This is a genomic window from Fictibacillus sp. KU28468 (assembly GCF_026153615.1).
In the GTDB taxonomy this organism is placed as follows: domain Bacteria; phylum Bacillota; class Bacilli; order Bacillales; family Fictibacillaceae; genus Fictibacillus_C; species Fictibacillus_C marinisediminis.
This window is the reverse complement of sequence record NZ_CP110666.1, coordinates 3327271-3350646: the sequence shown is the minus strand read 5'-3', so window position 1 is coordinate 3350646 and position 23376 is coordinate 3327271. Positions and strand designations below refer to the sequence as shown.

The window sequence follows — 23376 nt, the reverse complement described above, 5'->3', positions numbered from 1 at the left end:
TGAACTATCTTCTGACAGCTAAAAGCTTGCAGCAGATAGGTGGATTAGCAAGCATATAGATTAAAAATATGTTTCATAAACCGCAAATACGGATAATTATATGTATTATTTGTCAAAATACGTCGAAAAATAATTAGAATGAGGAGTGCAGAGTACTAAGGAATTTTGAAATTTTGAAGGAGGAAGTTCATGTCAGATCAAGGACCATTTAAAAAAACGATATCATTATTAGATCTTATACTCATCGGACTAGGAGCCATCTTTGGATCAGCTTGGCTGTTTGCAGTAAGTAATGTTGCTTCCAAAGCAGGACCACTCGGGAGTATTTCCTGGATTATCGGAGGAGTCATCGTTCTGCTGATCGGACTTGTCTATGCTGAACTGGGTGCAGCCCTTCCGCGTACAGGGGGGATTTTAAGGTATCCGGTGTATTCGCATGGACCGCTGGTAGGATATCTCATATCCTTTATTACTATCGTTGCTTACACAAGTTTGATTTCAATAGAAGTAACAGCTGTCAGACAGTATATTGCTTACTGGTTTCCAGGGCTTACGAAAGCAGGGTCTGACTCACCGACGATCACAGGCTGGCTGGTACAGTTCGGTTTGCTTTGTGTGTTTTTCCTGTTGAACTACTGGAGTGTTAAAACATTTACAAAATCGAACATTATCATTTCGATCTTTAAATATTTTGTCCCGCTCACCATTATCACCGTGTTAGCCTTCCATTTTAAATCCGGAAACTTTTCGGTTGAAGGATTCGCTCCATTTGGTTTCCAAGGTGTCCAGGCCGCAATATCCACAGGCGGTGTTATGTTTGCCTATCTAGGGCTGCATCCGATCGTATCTGTTGCAGGTGAAGTAAAAAATCCTCAGCGGAACATTCCAATCGCTCTCATTGTGTGTATCGTTCTCGCCGCAGTGATTTATACTCTTCTGCAAGTTCTGTTTATCGGTGCCATTCCTACAGATGTGCTTGGTGGAGGCTGGCAAAAGATACAGCAAGAATTCGCCCTGCCGTTTAAAGATATAGCTGTCGCGCTGGGACTAGGATGGCTTGCGACCATCGTTGTGCTTGATGCCGTCATTTCACCCGGAGGAAATGGAAATATCTTTATGAACACAACATCCCGTTTAGTGTACGCATGGAGCCGTACAGGAACACTGTTTAAAGTATTCTCAAGAGTACATGAAAAAACAGGAATCCCTCGGCCGTCATTATGGCTGTCCTTCGTGCTGTCCGTGTTCTGGACACTGCCGTTTCCATCTTGGAACGCGCTCGTAAATGTGTGTTCAGTTGCCTTGATCCTTTCCTATGCGATCGCTCCGATTTCTTCGGCAGCATTCCGCTTAAACGCGAAGGATCTTCACAAGCCATTTACTCTTAAGGGGATGAGTATTATTGCTCCTCTCTCCTTTATTTTCGCGACCTATATCGTATATTGGTCCGGCTGGAAGACGATTTCATGGTTAATCGGTTCACAGCTTCTGATGTTCGTCATCTACCTGATCTTTTCCAAGTATGTACCGAAGAAGGATGTCAGTCTTGCACAGCAATTGAAATCATCATGGTGGCTAGTGGCCTACTATGTGATGATGCTCATCATTTCGTATATCGGTTCCTTTGGAGGCGGGCTAGGCGTGTTGAGTAATCCATTGGATCTCATAATCATTGCTATCGGCTCTCTGTTGATTTATTTCTGGGCCAAACATTCCGGGCTGCCAAAAGCCATTATTGATAATGATGATGAGGATCTTAAAGAACAAGAAGAAAGCATAAAGGGAAATCCTGTTTCAACGTAATATACAAATCAACTATAAATAAAGAGTCTCTCCCAAACCGGGGGAGGCTTTTTATCATATAGGTTATGGAAGTTGACACTCTTGAGAAAAAGAAGTATATTACTTATTGTTTCTCTATTTTGTGCAAAATTTAATTTTAGGCAATGCAATATATGGAATTAAATGGAGGTTATCTTATGTCAACCAGAGATTTCACAGATGTTATCAATGAACGTCACTCAGTAAGAAAATATGATCCTTCTGCAGAACTGGCAGCAGAAGAAATTACAGAACTCCTTGAGGACGCAGCTAAAGCACCATCTTCTTGGAACCTTCAGCACTGGAAGTTTCTTGTGTTCCATGATCAGCAAGCAAAAGAGCAGCTTCTTCCGATTGCTTATAATCAGGAACAAGTAGTGCAAGCATCAGCTGTTGTTGCCATTCTTGGTGATTTAGAAGCTGACCAAAATGCTGACAGAGTTTATCAGGATGCTGTTGATGGCGGATTTATGACAGAGGAAATTAAAACAGCACTTGTTAGCCAGATTAAAGATGCTTATGCAACCCGTCCGGAAATGGCTCGTGATGAGGCCATCCGCAATGCCTCACTCGCATCCATGCAGCTTATGCTTACAGCAAAAGCAAAAGGACTTGATACGTGTGCAATGGGTGGATTCAATGCCGATGAACTCGTAAAAGCGTTTGGCATTCCGGAAAGGTATCTTCCCGTTATGCTGATATCTGTAGGAAAAGCAGCTAAAACAGCTCATCAGACTGCCCGATTCCCGATCCAAGAAGCGATTGTATGGAACAAATTTTAATTTATATAAAGTAAAAAAGCAGCTCTCACATGTGAGAGCTGCTTTTTTTAGGCTTCAAGCCAGTTCTGAGACCAATTTTCCACTTCTCTCATGATCGGCTGGATCGCCAATCCTTTTTCAGTAAGGGAATACTCTATGCGTACAGGGGTCTCTGGAATAACCACCCGTTTTACTAAACCATGCTGTTCAAGGTCCTTTAATCTCTCAGAAAGAATCCTGCCGCTCACTCCGATGGCTGATTCAATGGCACAAAAACGGTGAGGGCCGGATAGAAGCAGATAAATAATCATGCCCGTCCATCGCTGGCTCAAGAGATTCATTGCTTTTTCGAACCTGGGACAAAGTTTGGACGTGTTCATTGTGTACCTTCACCTCGCTAATTTTAGTATAACATAAGATGATTTTTATTAATATAATTACTTTTAGTAAGTGTTGATAAACAAAAAAGTACCAGCCAGGCGGCTAGGTACTTTTTTTGTTTATTTTCCATTAGAGACGGGCACGGCATTAAAGTATTCTTCCAGTGTTTCTCCTTTGCCCATGATCTTTTGTGCAACAGATTTTCCTACAAAACGGATGTGCCAAGGCTCGTACTTATACCCGGTAATGGAGTCCTTTCCTTCGGGATAGCGAATAATAAAGCCGAACTCTGAAACATGTTTAGCAAGCCATTTTGATTCTTGTGTGCCGCCAAAACAATCTTGGGCAGGACACTTTCCGCCGTCTCCAGCTACATCAATCGCCAATCCTGTTTCATGTTCACTTGTTCCAGGAAGTGCGCTGTATGTTCTTGCTTTTTCATAGCCATCGCGTTTTGCATAATTATTGAACAGCGTTGTTTGTGTAGCATGCGAACGGTATGCTGATACTCCAGTCAAGTGGATACCTTCTTTTTCCGCGGCAGCAAACATGGTTTCAAGCGCATCAGCAGCAGCCTTGCGCATCATGCGTTTCTCGGACTTTTCACTGAAAATAAACGGTACATCAGGATAAACAAGGTCTGCCGGCTTGTAGTTTTCAGGCAGTTTAGAACGTTTGTTTACTAGAACCGGAATACTTTCTGGATGGGCTACAACAGAGACACTGTCGTCCTTTTGAGCTGGCGGTTTTGGCTTTTTATTCTGACCCTGCGAAGGCTCGCCCGGTTCATTTTTTTTCTTATCCTGATCTTTTTTCGGTTCAGGATCCTGGCTTACATTGCCATTATTGTTCTTGTTTTCGCCGTTCTTTTTGTTTTCATCAGAAGGTGTGTTTTTATAATCGTTTTTTTTTGTCGGTTCATTCTTTTTATGTGCCTCATGTTCATGTTTTTCCGTTTTATGAGACGTATTTTCTTTTTGGGTTTGATCATCATTGGAACAGCCGGCAAAAAGAGCCAGACTTAATGCAAGTGCAACTCCTGAAACTAACCTTTTCTTCATATGTAAAACTTCCTTTCAAAATTGCGTTGTTGATTCCGACTTCTAATTATAACTGAAGTTTCCCTGTGAAACAAAGGATGAAACTGAATATTATATGAACATATCATAGTACAATGAACCAATACGTTAAACATTCATAAAATAAAATATTAAAAAAATAGATAAATAGGTTTCAGGCTTGTAAGTGCCGGGAATAGATTTAGAAAACTGGTAAGGAGGGATGGACAATGGATATGAATCAAGTTGCACAGCCTATTTCGAAGCCAATGACCCAGTCCGTTCTGAAGCAGCCGCTATTGCTGGCAGCAGGAACATCTAAAAAACCAGACGAAGATCGAAAACCAGAGTATGAATTAACGTTTTTGAATCCAAACTGATTTTACTAGGAGATTGTGCTGATGTTGAACTAAAAAGCCTGGACTCATATGGATGGAGTTCAGGCTATTTATTTTGTTTTCATCCTTTAAGTTCTGGTTCTCTAATTAAACACATTCATGGAACTATATTCCATGAATGTGTTTGGAGGCGATATAATGAGCATGAAATGGCAAGAGATTATAGACACTGAAGAAGAATTTGAGAAATTGCGTTCTCTTTGTGGAACACCCAGTATACGGGCTGAGAACAAAGTAATCTCATATCTTGACCAGCATTGCCGGGAATTTATCGGAATGTCCCCTTTTTTGACGCTGGCTACATGTGATTCGGAAGGCAGATGCGATGTTTCACCAAGGGGAGATATCCCCGGATTCGTTACCGTGCTAGACGAACATCACCTATTTATCCCTGAACGTCTTGGCAACAAAAGAATGGATTCTGCACAAAATATCTTAACAAACCCGGGCACGGGTTTGTTATTTATGATTCCGGGCCTGGGGGAAACGCTAAGAGTGAACGGAAAAGCCTTTATCTGCCGTGACAAAGAGCTTCTAGAATTAAGTACTGTCAATGGCAAACTACCCTTGTTTGGAATCGTAGTGAAGGCTGAGGAATGCTACTTGCATTGTGCCAAAGCGTTTATCCGCTCCGGGCTTTGGTGTCCTGAATCATGGGAGCCGAAAGAATCGCTGCCATCTGCGGCTAAAATGTTGGCAGCACATATGAATATTCCCAATATGAGTACTGAGCAGGTAGAAGAGGGTTTGCAAGAAGGATACAGACACCGGCTTTATTAAAAAAGGCTGTTTTCGTAACCGTTGTTCCTCTTAGAAGTGGTTGATTGGCATCCTGAAACGGATCCGTCAAATGGGAGGCTATAGATATGAACCAGAATGAAGAAATCAGAAGGCAGCTGTTAAAAACGGTAAGCGGTCTAAGCGATGATCAGTTAAACGAACCGGAAGAGAAGGGCAGATGGTCGATCATGCAGACGCTGCATCATCTATATCTCATGGAAAAATCGATCGCCATCATCATATCAAACCGTTTAAAAAGTAAAATAACGGTATCTGCAGAACCGAAACCGATTGAAATGACGGTGGACCGCAGCAGAAAAGTAGATGCTCCTGTTTTTGCTGTTCCCACGAAACGGTATCTGACCCTGGAAAAAATAAAAGAAAAATTGGAAGAATCACGAAATGAGCTGAATAAGGTAGCAAACAGCAATGATCAAGAGGCTTTGGAACAGAAATCCTACCCTCACCCGGTGTTTGGCCCGATGCCATTAAAACAATGGATTCCTTTCGTGGGGTATCATGAAAAGAGACATCTGGCTCAAATTGAAGAAATTAAGGAAAAGGTTCTTTCTTAGACAATTAAGCTAGACATCAACGGGAAGTTATACCTTAGTTGACTTATCAGAATACCTGCATTAAAATTTTACACAATAGAATAAATTGCTGATCAGAAAACTGAAGGCACCGCTATGCATGTTATTCCTTATGCACAGCGGTGCCTTTTTGCTGTCCTTTTCTGGTGAGGGAATATTGGAGGTATGTTATGTCTTTCAGCTATGTCAGCCATCTTGAATGTCCAAAGTGCGGCAGCATCTATGCTCATCACGAACCTAATCAATTGTGCCAGTGCGGTTCCCCCCTTCTCGTAAACTATGATTTAGAGGAACTGAAAAATGAGAATGAAATTATTAATAAGAAGAGGAATGATCTTTGGAGGTACCACAAACTTCTTCCTGTTATAGACCCAGATCATGTGGTATCACTGGGAGAGGGGATGACTCCTTTATTATCCATGCCTGCTCTCGGTGAGAAGCTTGGAATTGCAAATCTGCTCATGAAAGATGAGGGCATGGTACCTACCGGGTCTTTTAAGGCCAGGGGAGCGGCAGTCGGCGTTTCAAAAGCCAGAGAGCTCGGTATTACCCGGCTTGCCATGCCGACCAATGGCAACGCAGGAGCCGCCTGGTCACTCTATTGTGCAAGGGCCGGCATAAAGCCGTACATCGTTATGCCGGTGGATGCCCCAGTCATTACGAGAAAAGAAGTGGCGATTTCAGGTGCAGAGCTCTTTCTTGTGAACGGCCTGATCAGTGATGCCGGAAAAATTGTCGCGTCCCTTGTGAAGGAAGAAGGTTTCTATGATGCTTCCACATTAAAAGAACCTTACCGGATTGAAGGCAAGAAAACGATGGGGTATGAAATTTTAGAACAATGCGGAAGCGAGCCGCCTGATGTTATTGTGTATCCAACAGGCGGAGGAGTGGGGCTGATTGGCATATATAAAGCATTGAAAGAATTCAGGGAACTGGGCTTATTTAAAGGAAGCAGACTGCCGCGTTTAGTCGCTGTCCAGGCTGAAGGATGTGCACCGATCGTAAAAGCATGGGAAGAACACAAGAGTGAATCGGAGTTCTGGGAAAATTCTGAGACAGCTGCTTTTGGTATCAATGTTCCAAAAGCGATCGGAGATTTCCTTGTCCTTGAAGCACTTTATGAAACGGATGGATGCGCCGTTGCCGTTTCAGAAGATGAAATTAGCTTTACTCAGCGCCAAACTGCAGAGCTTGAAGGGAGTTTTATTTGTCCGGAAGGAGCGGCTGTGTTTGCCGCCTCAAAACGATTGAGGGAAAATGGCTGGATCAAAGCAGAGGAAAAGGTGATATGCCTAAATACTGGGCAGGGGATTAAATACCCTGATTCGTTTTCTGTAGATCCTCCCGTTTTAGAGCCTGGAGAAATCATTCGAAAATAAAATGAGTTATTGTCTTGACAATAAGATGGAAATCCCTATAATTGAATCCAATAGAATACATTTATCTTATATTTCTTATTTAGAGAGGTGGAGGGATCTGGCCCTTTGAAGCCTCGGCAGCGGACTCAATTATGAGCACTGTGCCAATTCCACAAGCAAAACGCTTGAATGATAAGAAGAGTATGACTTATGATGGCGATTCAACCTCTTCTTGTGCGTATTTTGCTTCCGCAAGAAGAGGTTTTTATTTATGCGAAAAACCAACTAATTCACTGTGAAATATAAGGATTGCTGATTGGTCAACCAAAGGCGCTTCATCATGAAAATGACGGCGGTTATTTTTTTGTTAAAAGCTTTATTAGTAAACGTAGTTGTTTATTTGTGGGGTGTGATTGAACCGCCTTCTGCTTTTCGGGCGTTTCATTTGTTTCACAAATCAGCAGGCTCATATCATCGCCAGCTATCACACACACCTTACTGTATAAAAAGGACTTGAGGGTCTCTTTCAAGCATCAGTATGCGATGCACAATAGGAAAGAAAATCAACAATGTGCTTTAAAAAAGCCTTGTAAAAAGGAGGGATTGTTTTGGAAAATCAACTAAGAAGAGCTGTGGAAAGCAAACGAAATCAGCTGATCAATAAACTCATCAATATGGGCATTTATAAAAAAGATGAGCTTCATTTATTTCAGCTGGCACTCTCTGATCTTGAAGAGGAGTATGCAAAGGCGGTAGGCGGCAAGAACAGCCTTCCGCAGGCTAAATAAACCACTCATTGAAGTATTCTTGCTTTTTTCGCGCCTGCTCCCCTTCTATTCTGTATTCGCTGCAACGGTTTTCTTAAAAACAGGGCAGCAATAAGAAAAACAGCGGGGAAAAGCAGCAGATGATACAAGTCAGACAGTACAACTTCTCTAATCATTCCCCCGGCTGCTTCTCGCAGTAAACTGACTCCATACGTAAACGGCATATACGGATTAAGCTTTTGAAAGAAGGAAGAGGTCATTGCCACAGGAAATGTTCCGCCTGAACTTGAAAACTGCAGAACGAGAAAAATAACCGCCAGGCCTTTACCCACATTTCCAAAGATGGAAACGAGCGTATACGTTAGTATGACAAAGACGATGCTCAGGAACATGGCAAATAAAACAAACCATGTTTTGTCCACAATGTAGGAATGGATAATGAACAGGTCACCAAGAGATACGACAAGCCCCTGCAGCATGCCGATCGTTGCAAAAGTCATCAGCCTCCCAAAATAAAAAGAAAGCGGTGAAATCTCTCCTTTACTTGGAACTTCACCTACTTTAAGAGAAGAGATGAGCAGCATTCCTCCCACCCAAAGCGCAAGTAAGGTGTAGAAGGGAGTCATGGCTGAGCCATAATTAGGAATCGGAAAAATTTTATTCTCTTTCAACGTGATAGGAGCGGCCAGAAAATCACTTTCCTTTTGAGCATCGTTCTTTAACGCTTTAATGATATCTCTCAAATTATTGTTGCGTTCAAAATCCCTGATTTTGTCTGCCGTACGTGTGATGGATTTCTCCATGGCGGGCAAGTCTTTTTCTGCAAATATAGCGGCCCTGTGGATTGCTTGTTCTATTTGGGGAAGCTGGGTATCCATCAATATCCCTGCTTTTTGAATATCTTGTTTGACACCCGGCAAATCGTTCCTCATAAAATCTGCTGCCTGTTGGATTTTCTGTTCTTGTGCGGGCCAGTCCTGTTGAGCAAATAAAGAAAGCTTCTGCAGAGGTTCGGTGTATGAGTCTGCACGGCCAGAAAGGATTTCTTTGTTCTGCTGGACGGTATTTTTAAGCTGATGCAATTCTTCTTTGATCGCTTCTAATTCATCAGGCTGGTATGAGATATCCGGGTTAGTTTTTTGTGCTGCGTTTCCTTTTGAGATCGCTTTATCTGCGGCTGTCTCCAGGTCAGTCAGTGAGCGTTCAAGATTCCCTGCCGTGTCATCTGCAGTTTGAAGTTTTAACAGATTATCCTGAAGAGGAGCCAACTGGTCGAACACCACTTTGATTTTAGGCAGACTTTCTTCCGTTTTAAGGATAACAGCCCCCAGCTTATCGATGTCGGGCACGCTTTTTTGAAACTCTTGGATCATACCCGCTCTTTTTTTTAACTCATTCATTTTTTGATCAAGCGAGATGATACGGTCTCCCATCTGATTGATTTGAGAAAACTCTTTTTCCAGAGAAAATATCTTCTGTTCAAAGCTGAGTATTGTTGGCATTTCTTTTTCTAACGTCATGCCAGCTTCGTTAAATTTTTTAAAGATGGCGTTTCCTACACTCTTCGTGAAATTGTCGCTAACCTGGTTGATAACAGTGGAAACTCCTGACTGGGTGATCTTAGGTGATACAGCATTGATTTTTTCGTTTACTGTATATACGATTTCAGGTTTTTCAGGATTTTCACTCGCGATGCTTGAAATCTTTTGTGAAAAATCACGTGGAATGAAGAGACTGGCATAATACTTCCCTTTCACCACTCCATCATGAGCGGTGTCTTTATCCACAAAGGTCCATCCTAGCTTATGATTGTTCTTTAAATTTCTTACGACTTGACGTCCGATATTAATGTGCTCATCCTGCAACAGGGCTCCTGTATCTTCATTCGTGATGGCAACCTTTATGCCTGATGTGTTTTCATAGGGATCCCACATGGCCTTAATATTCACCCAGGCATAAACAGATGGCAGTACAATTAACCCAAAGATCAGCAGAGCTGCAGAGGGAATTGTCAAAATGTCTTTCCAATCCAAGATATAAACGCGGAACATATTTTTCATCGTCACAAATCCTTTTCAAAGCAATTTAATGAAGATAGCAGTTCTGCATAGTCTTTGTTTCAAACGGAAGTTTATGTAAAGCCCCTTATCAGGTGTTGAAAAGAATTGGACACAGCCGGCCAGGTTATGGTGTACTAATAAAGGAATCTTATTTAATGGAGGAATTCAGATTGAACGAACAAATGGCCAATGAAATTCTTTCTGATCTGCGCAGCGGGAATCTTAGTGAATACGTCGTTATTAAAGAAGAGTTTTTTGTCTTTCGTGAGGTTCTTGTAAAGCAAGAGGATAAGAAAGCATTCCGCGGATTCATCGTCCCGGGCGGTGGGGGGAACGTAAAGTATTTGTATCAGCCTGGCTGGACAGCTTAAACCGAAATATAAAATGAGCTGGATCTGGAGCATTCCGGATCCCACAAAAAAATCGGTACCCTATCTGAAGGGAACCGATTTTTTTATTATTTAACGATAATCACCGGACATTCTGCTGCATGAGCTACCTGATGGCTGACACTTCCCAATAAGGCTTCTTTTATAAACCCCTTACCTGTGCTCCCCATGACAATGACATCGTACTCGTGTTTTTTTGCATACGAAGTGATGATCTGAGAAGGCTCCCCGTTATAGGCATGCGTTTCATAGGGAATTCCTGATTCAGAGAGATACTGAATGGCAGGCTGCAATAGTTCTTTGTCCTCTTCTTCCATTATCTCATCCAGATCAAAGTTAAGAAGCGGTTCCTGCAAAGGAAGGTTTTTATTTACATGCAGAATTGTAACCATTTCAGTATTCATCTTATGAGCCAGTTCCACTCCGTGCTGAAGAGCGCGGGCAGAAGGAGCTGAACCATCAAAGGCAATCAGAATTTTATTGTACATTGTAGAGACCTTCCTTTCCTTTAATGAGAAATTGAATCCACATGAGCAAGATGTTTACGGCCAAACGCAACAACCAGCATGGCGAATAGAACAAAAATCGCGCCCGTTACAAATGGCACATGTGGTGAATAGGTTTCAGCCAGTTTATTGGCAAGCCATGGTCCGATCGCACCACCGATGAAACGTACAAAACTGTAGGCAGCCGAGGCGGTTGCCCGCTCAACCGGTGCTACCTGCATAACAGCTGTTGTGATCAATGTATTGTTTGTCCCAAGGAAAAGACCGGCAACGATAACGGCTACGATGACCACCGTGCTTGATTCTGTCCAGATTCCCATAGCCAGCAGTGTCAATGCGAATAAGATCAGCATTACACACATGGATTTTACTGTACCGAATCTTGCCTGAATTTTTGGTGCAACGAATACAGAAGTTATGGCTAAGCATAAGCCCCATCCGAGGAACACATAGCCGAGGCCATGTTCGTCTAAATTCATAACAAATGGTGAATAGGCCATTAGAGTAAAGAATCCAATGTTATAAAGAAATGCGGTTAGACCCAGTCTAAGAAGTCCTGGATATTTCAATGCTTTAATCGGGTCGAGTACAGAACTTTTAATTTTTGGTTTAGGTACATGCGGCATTTTTAACAATAAGGCAAAGAATGCGATCACCATCAGTACGCTGACGCCGTAAAAAGGTCCGCGCCAAGAAATCGATCCCAGCTCCCCACCAAGTAATGGCCCAACGGAAATCCCCAATCCGATGGCTGCTTCATATAAAATAATGGCTTTTGCAGTACCTCCGATGGATAAACCAACAATGGCGGATAAAGCAGTTGCGATGAATAACGAGTTTCCTAACCCCCAACCGCCGCGAAAACCAACGATTTGGGAAATTTCATTAGAGGAGCCGGCTAAGGCAGAAAAAACGATAATCAATAATATTCCTGACAATAACGTCCACTTGATACCAACCCGGCTGGAAACCACGCCTGTAATCAGCATAGCGATACCGGTAATCAAATTGTAGCTGGAAAATAATAATGAGACCTGGCTCGGAGTAGCGTTAAGCTGATGAGCGATGGCAGGCAAAATAGGATCCACGAGACCCAATCCCATAAAAGAAATAATGGTGGCAAAGAAGATAACCCATATGACCAGAGGCTGTTTGCTTGGCTGTTCCTGGATACTCAATGCTTCTTGTTTCATAACTAAAAACCCCTTTTTCTATTTTAATATAAGTTAAAATAAATCACGTAATAGCATTGTGTACTCAAGAATTATAAAATATATTAACCTTAACGTCAACGTAAACATTTCCTTTTTAATATGCTTTTGTGGTATTTTTTATATAGAGCGATTTTTCGTATATTTGAACTTTAATGGCAAAGGAGCAAGAAAAATGAATGGGTTAAAAATAGATGATGTGGCTAAGCAGAGCGGGTTAACAAAACGGACGATCCGTTATTATGAACAGATCGGCCTGCTAGCTTCACCTCCGAGGAGTGAGGGGGGAATAAGACTATATTCAGAGGAGCATGTGGAGTTCTTAAAGAAGATCACAAATGCAAAAGAAGTGATGGGCTTTTCGCTTTCGGAGCTGCAGGAATTCATTACACTCAGTGACACCTTAGAACTTCAAAAACATGATTACAGACAGTTTAAAGGGACGAGCCAGCAAAAAGAAAAGCTTGAGAAAGTATTAATTACAGTGGAAGAGCAATTAAAACTGTTAGAACAAAAAAAGAAAAATATTCTCAAGGTGGAGGGAGACTTGGTCTCTCTTCGTGACAGGGCAAAAGCTGCGCTGATTCGGTTTGAACAGGAAAAATAAAAAAGCAGGCGGGAAAGGGTAACACCCGTCCAGCCTGCTTTTTTTATACGTTAATTGGTTTGTTCAAAGACGTTTCCTTCTGCAGGAATAGGGTGCTCCTTGAGCAATTTCGCAAAATGAATCAAGTTATGCGCCATGATCTTGGAATGCTGCATCGTAAATTCGTTTTCATAGCCTTTGGACTCGATATAAGAAGGACCAGGGCCAGCTTCTCCGACCCAATACGTATCTACATTCGGAGGGACTGTAAATCCGATATGAGATAAAGCGTAGATCACTGAACGGCTGACATGCTTGGCGCCGTCTTCGTTTCCTGTTACAACGACACCGCCGACTTTGTTATAGAAGAGATATTGCCCTTTATCGTTCGTTTGGCTGCTTGCCCCATATAGCCTTTCAATTAAAACTGTTGTAAGGCTGCTCTGCTGTCCTAGCCAGATCGGAGAACCAATAATTAAAATATCGGCTTCCTTTACTTTTTCGAAAATAATCGGCCATTCATCATTGTCGCTGATGGCATCTCCTGTTACTCCGTATTCAATGTTATAGTCTGCAAGGGTAACGATTTCTGTTTCAATTTCTTTTTCATCAAAAATTTTAACCGATTCATCAATGAGTGCTCTTGTATTTGATGTTTGGTTGCTCTTGTTTAAGGTACAGTTAATAACGAGTGCTTTTATGGACATTATTGATTCTACTCTCCTTCTGTTAGATTCTTTTTGATTCAATGTACCCTTCTATTCAAACTGAAAACATAAAAAAGCCCGCCGGCTTCCCAGGATCTAGGAAACCGGCGGGCTCTTATTGTTTTATTAGTTCACTCCAACATTTGTCCACGCTGTTTTTACTGCTGTGTATTCAGCGCTTGTGCTGCCATACAGATCAGCAGTAGCGCTTAATAGTGCAGCACGTGCTCCGCTGAAGTTAGTAGTCGGCGTCATATAGCGAGTCAGTGCTCTGTAGTAAATTTTCTCTGCTTTAGCTTTTCCGATCGCAGTGATCGTGTTATAAGCAGCTTTGTTAGGGATACCGCTGTTCGTATGCACTCCGCCATTATCACTTGAAGTGTTAACATATCCGCTCATATTGTCAGGCTGACCATAGAGCTTTGGATTTGAGAGGCTGCGGAGGCCATCTCCAGCTGTTCCAGGAGTATATACATCTTCACCCATCAGCCAGTCGTTTGGATCAAGGAAATATCCGAACACGTCTGACATGGATTCATTTAATGCTCCTGATTGATAGGAATAATTGAGTCCTGCCGTTCGTTCTGTTACCGCATGCGTTAATTCATGGGCAACAACATCAAGTGCACCGGACAATGGACGGAACTGAACGCCATCGCCATCACCGTATACCATCTGTGATCCATTCCAGAATGCGTTGTTGTATTTATAGCTGTAATGAACGGTAGAACTAATGGATGCACCTGCATTATCAAAGCTGTTGCGTCCATGAGTATTTAAATAATAATCATAAACTTTGCCGGCATAGTAGTTCGCATCAACATCTGCACCTTGTGAAGATGAAGTCCAAGCGTTGTTGGAATCCACAGAATACGCTCCTGGAAGGCTTGACCCATTTTGAGCCGTGTAGGTTTCGATGACACCATTCATCGGTTTCGTGGTGTCAAATAAGTAATAATAGCCAGCAGATAGATAGGTGTTTAACGTTTTGCTGTCACCGAGGACACCGTATCCAGAACCGGTGGTCGGTCCATCGTTATTTACAGCGTTAAAGCTCTTAAGGACATCTCCATTGGCTGCATCAACGTAGACTTGCCAGTTTGCAGGATAAGGATCGATGAATTGAAGGGCAACACGGTAGGCAAGTTTGAATTTATCTCCGTCTTTAAACATGACAAGTTTGGACTTTTCGACCGTATCACTTATCTTTGCACCTTTAAAGGCAAGCGGCTTGAGGTTTTCTTTTTTTGGCTGTTCACCTATATGCTTCCAAGCAGCTTTTATGGCGTTCGCCTTTGTCAGCTTTTTAGTAGCTTTAAAATTTTTAGGAAGGTTGGAATGGACGTCTCCATTGATTGCAGTAATTTTTCCTTGCTTGTCCGTATGAACGATGAACGTTGCTCCATCAATTGGAACACCGTTGATCGACTGGTTAAACACATAGTGTGTCATACCTAAATCATCTTTTTCTTGTTTTACTAGAGTGAGATGCTTTGATGCTTCAAACGGAAAGAGTTGTTTATTGCTGTCTAGAAAGGCAAGGATTTCTTTCTTGGAAAGGTATGTACCTTTGGAAAGTTTGCCTGAAATAAAGGATGGAACAGAATTTTCTTTTGTTCGAGTAACTTGAACCTGAGAGGTAACAGTTTTGTCATTCTCATGAAGAACCAGCTTTTGAGCTTTTGTTCCAGGCTCATTAGCTGCTGCTGCCTGATAGGCTGAACTGAATAGTAAACCAGCCGATAGTACTGCAATCAAACCTTTTTTCATAAAATACCCTCCTAAAATTCTGTGTAGGGGGCGCCCTTGGATTTATCATAGCACAGGGGCAGTACTTCGGTATTGGGAAAAACAGGGTGGTTTACTGTGAAATTCAGATTAAAGTTTACACCTGTTTTCCCAAGTGTAAAGAATGAGAAAAAGGAGTATAATTTTGTGTGTTTTTTGTGTCTATTAATAAAAAGTGATAGTGATGGATATTGCAAAACAATTACAATTCCCATTCAGGGTATGAATTAAACCTGAAATATGTTATTCTATATAGAAATAATAAAAAATCATTTGGGCAATATAGCTATTTTGAGCTCCCTCTTATAATGGAAAGGGGATTGATGACCATGAATCAATCAAAAATTCAGGACATGCTGCTCGATCTAAAAACGAAACAATACATCGAATCAGATGTAACCCATACGCTAAGTCAAAATAGTATACCATTAATCTCAATAAGCTACAGTAAATCCGACCATGTTTTTAAAATCCAATATTCCGATAACCCCGAGATTGAGTCATACGCTAATATCGACGCAGCGATGGACGCTATCACCTCACAGTTAAACAGACATAAATAAAATAAACACCGTGATTACGGTGTTTTTTCTTTTGCCCTGACACTCGTATTGTTGAGGGTATATCTACTTTTGTACTAGCAGATATGATATAATCACAGGAAAATTAGTAGAAAAGAAAGAGGCTGACAATGCTTACATTTTCAGAAAAAATAAATATTATTGAAGAAAACTTCCCTCAATTAACAAGGAAAGATATTTCCCTTGGGCGCATAAATTACCATCTCGAGGAGAGCAATCGCGACAAAAAAATTGTTATACAGCATCTGCATCCGAACGGGAACGGATTTGTATATGCTGGCCATCTGCCTAGAGGCAAGAAGAATGAAAAAGGCATGGTCAACATCCGGGATTATTCGGCTGATGAGCTGATTAACCTCGTACAGAAATCAATGGACTATTTATTAGAAGAAAAGGGTAATTCAGATGAGGAGTCTTATCCTTCAGAACCGGAAAAAGAAAATTGGATTGGAGGAGTAGACCACGAAAAGCTCCTGCTCGTTCATGAAGATGAACTATGGAATATATATGCGGGCTTAAATTTAGAAGCTGCTTTTGAATCCTATAAAGAAGCACATGACTATTTAGTTGAAGAAGGCTTTCAAAAAATATAGCCAGCCATTTTCATGATACTTAATCTTAATTGAGGAGTTTATAGAGATGGACATAAATCAAGAATTGCATCAATTTCTTCTGAATAGAGCCAGAAATTTGACCGAGGAATGGTATGATTCGCTTGATAAGTCAGGCACAGCTGGAGTATACAGTTCCAATGATCCCGCAGTTATAAAGACGCTGAAAGAACAAAATTATGAATTTCATATTCATTTATGTGAAGTGCTTGAAAAAGACGAAGAAACCTTTTTTAAAGATTTTGATGAGTGGATTATTAAAATTGCAAAAGACAATGAACATTTAAAAACACCCATTCATTACATCATAAAAGAATTCATGAGGGTACGGCAGCAGTATCTTGATTATATCAGCGAGTTCGTATCGATTCATCCAGAAGACATCGAACAGTTGCAGATCGAAGAATGGAATCGGGTGATGATCAAGATTTTTGACAATGTCATGCTTCAATTCATTGAGGAGACCCATAAATATTCCACCAATCGGCTGAAAGCACAGCAAGAATTACTGAATGAATTGAGTTCACCTGTCATCTCATTAAATAACGATACCGCTTTACTGCCGCTTGTTGGCGATATTGACACGGCCCGAGCGAAGTTTATTCTGGAGAATACACTGAATCAATGTGTCCAAAAAGGAATTGGCCATCTCTTTATTGATTTATCGGGTGTTGTGATGATTGATACTATGGTAGCTCATGAGATCTTCCAGCTTATTGATGCACTTGATCTTGTCGGGGTGAAGACTACCCTTTCAGGCATTCGTCCAGAAATCGCTGCAACTGCAGTTCAGCTCGGCCTATCCTTTGACAGGGTTTCCATCACTTCTACATTGGCTCAGGCGATGGACTTCAATAACAAGCAAAAAGGAAATAGCAACTGATATTTGCCAGGCAGCATTACTCATTGTAATGCTGCCTTTTTTATTTGAGTTTGAGGGATAAAAGGGTATGATACTAAATAAAAGGAAGAGTAACGAAAAATGTATTAATAGGAGGCATTATGGAACTAAAAGGAATACACCACGTCTCAGCCATCACGGCATTAGCGGGGAAAAACTATGAGTTTTATACGAAAGTCCTTGGAATGCGGCTGATCAAGAAAACCGTCAATCAGGATGACACCTCTGTGTATCATCTGTTCTATGGCGATGAAAAAGGAAATGCAGGAACTGAATTAACGTTTTTCGAAATCCCCAGAGCAGGAAGGAATCATGATGGCGCTAATAGCATTTCAGAAATATCCCTTCGCGTAAAGAACAATGAAGCGCTGCAATACTGGAAAACACGGTTCGAAGAGAAGAAGGTCGAACATGAGGAATTGTCGGAACGGTTCCGCCGGCAGTCATTAGCTTTTAAAGATGAAGAAGGACAGCGCCTGCGTCTTGTTTCAGACGAAACGAATAGTGGCGTAGCGGGCGGTGTGCCATGGAAAAAAAGCGCTGTTCCAAAGGACTTCGGAATTATCGGTCTTGGGCCGGTCATGCTGACGGTTCGTACAAGAGAATTAACCGAGGAAGTCATAACTGAAATTTTAGGATTCAGAAAAAAAGGAGCTTATGCCTCTCAAGTACCTGGTCAGCCGGACATTCTCGTGTACGAAACGGGAGAGGGCGGTACGGGTGCAGAACTTCATATTGAAGAGCGAAAGGACTTGCCTCCTGAACGGCTGGGAAGAGGAGGAGTTCATCATGTGGCGTTCCGTGTGAATGATGAAGAGGAACTCAGACAATGGATCAATAAAATACAGGGCGCCCGAATTCCAAATTCAGATTTTGTAGACCGGTACTATTTTAAGTCGTTATATTTCAGAGAGCTTAATGGGATTTTATTTGAATTAGCGACGGATGGTCCAGGCTTTGCTACGGATGAGGACCTTGAACATCTTGGTGAATCATTGGCATTGCCTCCTTTCCTCGAACCGAAGCGCCAAGAGATTGAAGCCAAACTGAAACCGCTTGATACCAAATTGTCCTAAACTTCATGTTGTGGGTATGGGATTCCCTCCTTTGCATCATATTAACTAAGAAAATCAAACTGCAAAGGAAGGGATAACCTATGGCAACTATACTTTATATCACTGCCCACCCTCATGATGAAACACAATCCTACAGCATGACTGCAGGAAAGGCATTTATTGAATCCTATAGAGATGCAAATCCAAGTGATGAAGTCATCCACTTGGATCTATACAAAGAGAATATTCCTCAGATTGATGCTGATGTATTCAGCGGGTGGGGAAAGCTAAGAACCGGTTCAACGTTTGATCAGCTGTCTGAGAATGAGCAATCCAAGGTTCGGCGGCTATCCGAACTGACCGAGCAATTTGTTGCTGCGGACAAATATGTTTTTGTGACGCCGCTTTGGAATTTTTTGTTTCCACCGGTTATGAAGGCTTATATTGACTCCATCTGTACAGCAGGTAAGACATTTAAGTATACAGAGCAGGGTCCGGTCGGTTTGCTTACTGACAAGAAAGCACTGCATATCCAGGCGCGCGGAGGGATTTATTCGGAAGGCCCAGCCATGGAATTGGAGATGGGGCACCGTTATATTGGCGTAATCATGAATTTCTTTGGTGTTCCTTCTTTTGAAGGTTTATTTGTCGAAGGGCACAATCAATTTCCTGATCGGGCGGAAGAAATTAAACAAAATGCCATTGCGAGAGCAAAGGAAAAAGCCCTGAATTTCTAAATGAATAAAAAACGAAAAGGAAAGCCTTTTATGCAAGTAAAAAGCTTTCCTTTTTCTTTTAGCTTTGTTAAAGCATATTGTAGATTTTTTTCATAATGGGCCTCGCATACTGATGCTTAAAAGAGACCCTCAAGTCTTTTTCTCCATTAATAAGGGTGAACTGGCGATTCAATCACCCCCACTTTCTTTTAAGTAGTGAAGAGCTCTCCTTGTATAGCTTTAATATATCGTTCTGCGGATCTTTGAACAGCTTGTGATGCATTTTCTTGTACGACTCTGTGAAAAGCATTGTACAAGCGATTAAATTTTAAATCCTTAACATTATCGGCTATACGGCTAACAACGGAAGCAGGCAGTGGGATAAGGTTAGGGTAGCTGTACATAAAACTGACCCAGCTGCGGTCAGCCGCCACCTGTATGACGTCCCCTGTTAAAAAGACACCCTTACTTTGGCTGCCATCGGCCCAGTGAAGGACTGCTCCTCCCTTAAAGTGGCCGCCCAGATGGTGCAGCGTCAATCCCTTGCTAAGTTCAAGCTTCTCACCTGACCAAAAATGAATATGGCTGCTTGTGCGGGTGACCCATTCTTTATCGTCTTCATGTATGTAGATCGGTACGTTGAACGTTTCTGCCCACGCCACCTGGCTTGAATAATAATGGGGATGGGAAAGGGCAATCGCATCGATACCACCAAGCTGTTTAACCGCTTCAATCGAAGCGTTGTCCAGGTAGGTAATGCAATCCCATAAAAGATTGAAACCTTCGCCTTGAACAAGGTAAGCCGTCTGTGAGATGGCAAAGTCTGGCTGGGTATGTATACTGTACAGGTTTGGCTCATCTTCCTTGATGGTGTTGTAAAAATCGTCAGCTCTCATTTCTTTGAGTGTTGTCCATTTTTGGCCAGCCGGATTAACATACTGCCTCTCTTCATTGCAAATGATGCACTCTGAAGGGGGCTGCTCAGATTGCTGGTACTGAACACCGCATGTGCTGCAAATAAATAATTCCACATCATCAACTCCTAATCTTAATAAATCTTAATAATTTCTGCACACGATTCTTAAGGTTTGAATCTTATGATAGAACTATAAATTCAAACCAACGGAGTGTGTTACAGTGTCCTTATCCTTTGTTTCTCAATACATCGTTAAGCCAAGAACGGTCGGAGCCATTCTCCCGAGTTCCAAATATCTTGCTGCAAAAATGGTAGGAGAAATCGATTTTAACTCTGCCTCCTACATTATAGAACTGGGACCGGGGACAGGAGTCTTCACTGACAAATTGCTTGAAAAACGAAATGAGAAAACTACAATCTTGATTATAGAGTATAATAGAGAATTTTATAAACGATTAGCATATAAATACAAAGATGCAAAAAAGTTCCATGTTGTTAATGGTTCTGCGGAAAACCTGCATCTTTATATGAAGATGTGCAACATTCCTTATGCAGACGCCATTGTTTCAGGTCTGCCATTTGCCAGTCTGCCAAAGGAAATGTCAGATTCCATTTTAAATAATGCAAAAGCCGCGCTCCATCAGGACGGCAAATTTATTACGTTTCAATATACAAAATGGAAAAGGAAAATGATTGAAGAGTACTTCTCTGACATTAACGTAAAGAAAGAGCTAAGGAATGTACCGCCGGCCTATGTTTTCAGCTGCAGCAAAGAATCAGAGAAAAGGGAAAGTCCTTATTGTTGATGATGAAAAAGTCAGCTGAAAAGTTTCAAATTTATACCGCATAAACAATCTGACTGTTAGGACATCTTGAAAGAACTAAGCATCACGGATTTTGAGGAAGCTATTGAAATTGGAATGACAGACATCAGCAGGTTTTGCTTGGTACTTCTTAATGTAATATCTCGTCAATGAGACTGACATTGTGGAAAAGTTAAGTCACCGTGTGAAGTATTCGTTTGAACCAAAGGAAATTTATATTGGATTGTCCTCAGATGAATCAAGTATTCAAATTACCGTAAGAAATAGGGGTGTGGAAATACCAGGGGATGAAATTGATAAGCTACAGCTTTATACCGTCCATTAAATTATTAAGGATAACAGAGCTTTGAATTTGCTGATGATTTATTCTGCTTGCCTTTCGTGGCATAAATATTGTTTAGATACGAGTTTGGTAACGGTTCTAATCAAACACAAAAGGGGCTGTCCTGAAAGTCGAAAATTGACCTTCAGCAGCTCCTTTTTGGCTTGAAAATCTTCAATGAAAAGTTGATTGAAGTGGAAGGTGAGAGACTCCTCGAAAATGAACTTCACATTTTCTTCGTGAGATAAAAAGCTGCCGGGGCCTTCCCTGTCCTGCGGGACTAGCGTGACAGGTGAGACTCCCGCAGGCGCTAGCGCCAAAAAGTAGGCGTTCACGCCGGTAAAAGCGAGCACCCTGGAACGGAAACCACAGCTTACAGACTTCTTGGACAGCCCCTTTTCATCACTTTTGGTAATTATTCCGATGAGATTCCCGTGTTCGATAAGGAGGCCAGTACATTCAGCAATTTCGTTCCATCAGGACTCCCAAGACCTGTACAGGCATCCCATCCTGCATGGGATTCATATCCTATATTGTTCCCCTCTGTAATATCATGAAGGGGTTGATCTTGGACAGGCAATGGATAGAGAAAAGGATTCGCAAAGCCTAAAGGATGTTCCAATTTTTGGTTAATCATCACAATTAAACCTGCCCAAAGTGGAGCGACTGCGCTTGTTCCTCCCACAACAAATTGTTGTCCGTCTGCTTGAACTTCATATCCAGTTGCAGGATCCGCATTACCCGCTACATCGGGAACCCCGCGTCCCACTCTTCCTCCTGGGTTTACAGATGCAGGAACTCGAGCATTTGCCTGCCAATCTGGCAGATCAAAAACATCACTGACTCCTCCTCCGGTCGCCCCATGTTCTCCTTCATTCCAGACCACTTCCTTCTGAATGGTCTGGCCAGCCCCGTCTAGACGTGTGCCCCCGCAAGCAAGGACATAAGGGCTCGAAGCTGGAAAGTCTACATGGGCAAGTCCGTCATTTACCCCGTCAGAAGAACCATTATCCCCTGAAGCACAGCATATCGTCACTCCAAGTGCCGCTGCATCATGGAAGACTTGATTCATGGCCTCTATGGCCTGATTCGTCCATTCACTTTCGGAAGCTCCCCAACTAATCGAAATGACGGAAGGTTTATTATTGGTATCGTGAATGGCTGTTGTAATGGCTTTTAAGAATCCTGCATCTGTATTCGGAGCGAAATACATCGCAATTTTTACGCCAGGAGCAACTGCAGCTGCTACCTCAATATCTAGCACAACTTCACCATCAGGCCCATCAGGACTACCTGTTGGTTTATTTTTAGCTCCTTTAATGGATACGTCCGTAATGTGAGGAACAGGTACGCCAAGACGAGTAAAATATTCCTTTAGGTCTGCATTTCGATACCCGCCACCTAATTCAATAATACCGATGCATTGGTCTTTGCAATTGATATCTGTAGGAAAATTATAAAGCTTGGCTACTTGTGGCGGTGTAAAGGAACTTACCGTTTTCCTCTGTTTGGCGGTTTCTATATTTTCTCTACGGATTCGAAAATGTGGCTTTGTTTGTGGCCGGTTATCTAACCCCAAAACAGCTTGTACAATATCTTTGAGGTTTTCGGGTATGTGAACATAACCTGTGCGTCCCCGATAAGTAAATTCGGGATGCTCATAAGTGCAAAGCTCAACTTTAAAGGCTTTATTCACTGTGGTGATCGTTCCTGATAACACGATTGTACCTGCAGCAGCGTTTACCTCGCTGACTTCAAGTCCATAACGATCGGCAAATTCCTCTATTTTCTTTATGTCTTCTTGATAGGCACTGTGGGTATTTGAAAATTCTTCATGATTAAGATAATTACGTTCATTTGGATGACGAACTTCCATTTCTTTTACGATCGTCTTTAAAGCAGATTGAATAGAGGAGCGACGTACAAATAACGTCACAGATAGCGTGTCATTTGGGTCGGCTGGGCCAAGTTTTCTAGCATTGGGGAGCGGTTTACGTTCACTGCCTTGAATACGAATATGATTATCCATTTATTCAACATCTCCTTTCTTGCCTTACAAATTATTTTACTTCATCATTCACTTTAACCGCTATCAAAAACTGAACATTTAAAAAATTTTACACATTTCTAGTGTTAATAATAGAAGGGATTCATTGACGAATCTGAAATTACTAAATTTCACTCGAACTTTATAAAAGATGATAGTGCTTGATTTCAAAACCAAGAATACGCGGTTTTTTGCTGCATTTCAGTATAGATTCCCCCCGATCCTACAAACAATAGAAA

Annotated in this window: 26 protein-coding genes and 1 riboswitch; of the genes, 16 read left to right on the top strand and 10 right to left on the bottom strand. The window is 41.8% G+C overall.

Annotation, left to right across the window (positions count from 1 at the left end; translation table 11 throughout):
- The first annotated feature begins 189 nt into the window (after positions 1–189).
- A complete protein-coding gene (locus OKX00_RS17540) occupies positions 190–1803 on the top strand; it encodes an APC family permease (protein ID WP_265408232.1) in 1614 nt (537 codons plus the stop codon).
- Positions 1804–1979: 176 nt separating this feature from the next.
- The gene (locus tag OKX00_RS17535; RefSeq protein ID WP_265408231.1) at positions 1980–2603 is read left to right on the top strand and encodes a nitroreductase family protein; all 624 of its coding nucleotides are present in this window, start codon (positions 1980–1982) and stop codon (positions 2601–2603) included.
- A 47-nt stretch (positions 2604–2650) separates the two neighbouring features.
- Here the strand turns inward: OKX00_RS17535 and OKX00_RS17530 are convergent, their stop codons facing one another.
- Positions 2651–2962: a winged helix-turn-helix transcriptional regulator gene (locus OKX00_RS17530; protein ID WP_062235998.1), complete on the bottom strand. Its 312-nt coding sequence runs from the start codon at positions 2960–2962 to the stop codon at positions 2651–2653.
- Positions 2963–3082: 120 nt separating this feature from the next.
- Positions 3083–4024 (bottom strand): M15 family metallopeptidase, encoded by a 942-nt coding sequence (locus OKX00_RS17525; protein WP_265408230.1) that lies wholly within the window; start codon positions 4022–4024, stop codon positions 3083–3085.
- A gap of 227 nt (positions 4025–4251) precedes the next feature.
- On the opposite strand from OKX00_RS17525, the gene OKX00_RS17520 reads away from it, so the two are divergent.
- The 5 genes from OKX00_RS17520 (at position 4252) to OKX00_RS17500 (ending at position 7938) form a co-directional block, all read left to right on the top strand.
- Positions 4252–4401, top strand: coding sequence for a hypothetical protein (locus OKX00_RS17520; RefSeq protein ID WP_156316246.1), 150 nt, complete (start codon positions 4252–4254; stop codon positions 4399–4401).
- Between the two features lie 156 nt (positions 4402–4557).
- Entirely contained in the window at positions 4558–5199 is a 642-nt protein-coding gene (locus OKX00_RS17515) for a pyridoxamine 5'-phosphate oxidase family protein (RefSeq protein WP_265408229.1), read from the top strand.
- An 86-nt stretch (positions 5200–5285) separates the two neighbouring features.
- On the top strand, positions 5286–5774 hold the full coding sequence (locus OKX00_RS17510) for a DinB family protein (RefSeq protein WP_265408228.1): 489 nt from the start codon (positions 5286–5288) through the stop codon (positions 5772–5774).
- A 188-nt stretch (positions 5775–5962) separates the two neighbouring features.
- Positions 5963–7171, top strand: coding sequence for a threonine synthase (locus OKX00_RS17505; protein WP_265408227.1), 1209 nt, complete (start codon positions 5963–5965; stop codon positions 7169–7171).
- A gap of 72 nt (positions 7172–7243) precedes the next feature.
- A riboswitch (SAM riboswitch) is annotated at positions 7244–7349 on the top strand.
- A 409-nt stretch (positions 7350–7758) separates the two neighbouring features.
- On the top strand, positions 7759–7938 hold the full coding sequence (locus OKX00_RS17500; RefSeq protein WP_091007109.1) for a Fur-regulated basic protein FbpA: 180 nt from the start codon (positions 7759–7761) through the stop codon (positions 7936–7938).
- 5 nt (positions 7939–7943) lie between these two features.
- Here the strand turns inward: OKX00_RS17500 and OKX00_RS17495 are convergent, their stop codons facing one another.
- Entirely contained in the window at positions 7944–9977 is a 2034-nt protein-coding gene (locus OKX00_RS17495; protein WP_265408226.1) for a YhgE/Pip domain-containing protein, read from the bottom strand.
- 170 nt (positions 9978–10147) lie between these two features.
- Between OKX00_RS17495 and OKX00_RS17490 the strand changes: the two genes are divergently transcribed.
- Positions 10148–10348: a hypothetical protein gene (locus OKX00_RS17490; RefSeq protein WP_091007106.1), complete on the top strand. Its 201-nt coding sequence runs from the start codon at positions 10148–10150 to the stop codon at positions 10346–10348.
- Between the two features lie 86 nt (positions 10349–10434).
- Here the strand turns inward: OKX00_RS17490 and OKX00_RS17485 are convergent, their stop codons facing one another.
- A complete protein-coding gene (locus OKX00_RS17485; protein ID WP_256227275.1) occupies positions 10435–10854 on the bottom strand; it encodes a universal stress protein in 420 nt (139 codons plus the stop codon).
- A gap of 20 nt (positions 10855–10874) precedes the next feature.
- Positions 10875–12065, bottom strand: a complete 1191-nt coding sequence (locus OKX00_RS17480) for an MFS transporter (RefSeq protein WP_265408225.1) — start codon at positions 12063–12065, stop codon at positions 10875–10877.
- 193 nt (positions 12066–12258) lie between these two features.
- Here OKX00_RS17480 and OKX00_RS17475 point away from each other — a divergent pair, with 193 nt between their 5' ends.
- The gene (locus OKX00_RS17475; protein WP_265408224.1) at positions 12259–12690 is read left to right on the top strand and encodes a MerR family transcriptional regulator; all 432 of its coding nucleotides are present in this window, start codon (positions 12259–12261) and stop codon (positions 12688–12690) included.
- Positions 12691–12740: 50 nt separating this feature from the next.
- Here the strand turns inward: OKX00_RS17475 and OKX00_RS17470 are convergent, their stop codons facing one another.
- Together OKX00_RS17470 and OKX00_RS17465 are read right to left on the bottom strand one after the other, a co-directional pair.
- Positions 12741–13376, bottom strand: a complete 636-nt coding sequence (locus OKX00_RS17470) for a flavodoxin family protein (protein WP_322114327.1) — start codon at positions 13374–13376, stop codon at positions 12741–12743.
- Between the two features lie 126 nt (positions 13377–13502).
- Positions 13503–15146, bottom strand: coding sequence for a M4 family metallopeptidase (locus tag OKX00_RS17465; RefSeq protein ID WP_265408223.1), 1644 nt, complete (start codon positions 15144–15146; stop codon positions 13503–13505).
- A gap of 347 nt (positions 15147–15493) precedes the next feature.
- Between OKX00_RS17465 and OKX00_RS17460 the strand changes: the two genes are divergently transcribed.
- The 5 genes from OKX00_RS17460 (at position 15494) to OKX00_RS17440 (ending at position 19049) form a co-directional block, all read left to right on the top strand.
- A complete protein-coding gene (locus OKX00_RS17460; protein WP_265408222.1) occupies positions 15494–15727 on the top strand; it encodes a hypothetical protein in 234 nt (77 codons plus the stop codon).
- A 128-nt stretch (positions 15728–15855) separates the two neighbouring features.
- Positions 15856–16338, top strand: coding sequence for a hypothetical protein (locus tag OKX00_RS17455; RefSeq protein ID WP_265408221.1), 483 nt, complete (start codon positions 15856–15858; stop codon positions 16336–16338).
- Positions 16339–16384: 46 nt separating this feature from the next.
- Positions 16385–17239 (top strand): STAS domain-containing protein, encoded by an 855-nt coding sequence (locus OKX00_RS17450; RefSeq protein WP_265408220.1) that lies wholly within the window; start codon positions 16385–16387, stop codon positions 17237–17239.
- Between the two features lie 119 nt (positions 17240–17358).
- A complete protein-coding gene (locus OKX00_RS17445; protein ID WP_265408219.1) occupies positions 17359–18333 on the top strand; it encodes a ring-cleaving dioxygenase in 975 nt (324 codons plus the stop codon).
- 80 nt (positions 18334–18413) lie between these two features.
- Positions 18414–19049 (top strand): FMN-dependent NADH-azoreductase, encoded by a 636-nt coding sequence (locus OKX00_RS17440; protein WP_265408218.1) that lies wholly within the window; start codon positions 18414–18416, stop codon positions 19047–19049.
- Positions 19050–19237: 188 nt separating this feature from the next.
- Here the strand turns inward: OKX00_RS17440 and OKX00_RS17435 are convergent, their stop codons facing one another.
- Positions 19238–20059: an MBL fold metallo-hydrolase gene (locus OKX00_RS17435; RefSeq protein ID WP_265408217.1), complete on the bottom strand. Its 822-nt coding sequence runs from the start codon at positions 20057–20059 to the stop codon at positions 19238–19240.
- A gap of 106 nt (positions 20060–20165) precedes the next feature.
- Between OKX00_RS17435 and OKX00_RS17430 the strand changes: the two genes are divergently transcribed.
- The gene (locus tag OKX00_RS17430; RefSeq protein WP_265408216.1) at positions 20166–20750 is read left to right on the top strand and encodes a class I SAM-dependent methyltransferase; all 585 of its coding nucleotides are present in this window, start codon (positions 20166–20168) and stop codon (positions 20748–20750) included.
- 181 nt (positions 20751–20931) lie between these two features.
- On the top strand, positions 20932–21093 hold the full coding sequence (locus OKX00_RS17425) for a hypothetical protein (RefSeq protein WP_265408215.1): 162 nt from the start codon (positions 20932–20934) through the stop codon (positions 21091–21093).
- Positions 21094–21131: 38 nt separating this feature from the next.
- Here the strand turns inward: OKX00_RS17425 and OKX00_RS17420 are convergent, their stop codons facing one another.
- Positions 21132–21443, bottom strand: coding sequence for a hypothetical protein (locus OKX00_RS17420; protein WP_265408214.1), 312 nt, complete (start codon positions 21441–21443; stop codon positions 21132–21134).
- A gap of 62 nt (positions 21444–21505) precedes the next feature.
- Positions 21506–23119 carry a S53 family peptidase gene (locus OKX00_RS17415; RefSeq protein ID WP_265408213.1) on the bottom strand — a complete coding sequence of 538 codons (1614 nt, stop codon included), beginning with the start codon at positions 23117–23119 and terminating at the stop codon, positions 21506–21508.
- Between the last annotated feature and the right edge of the window lie 257 nt (positions 23120–23376).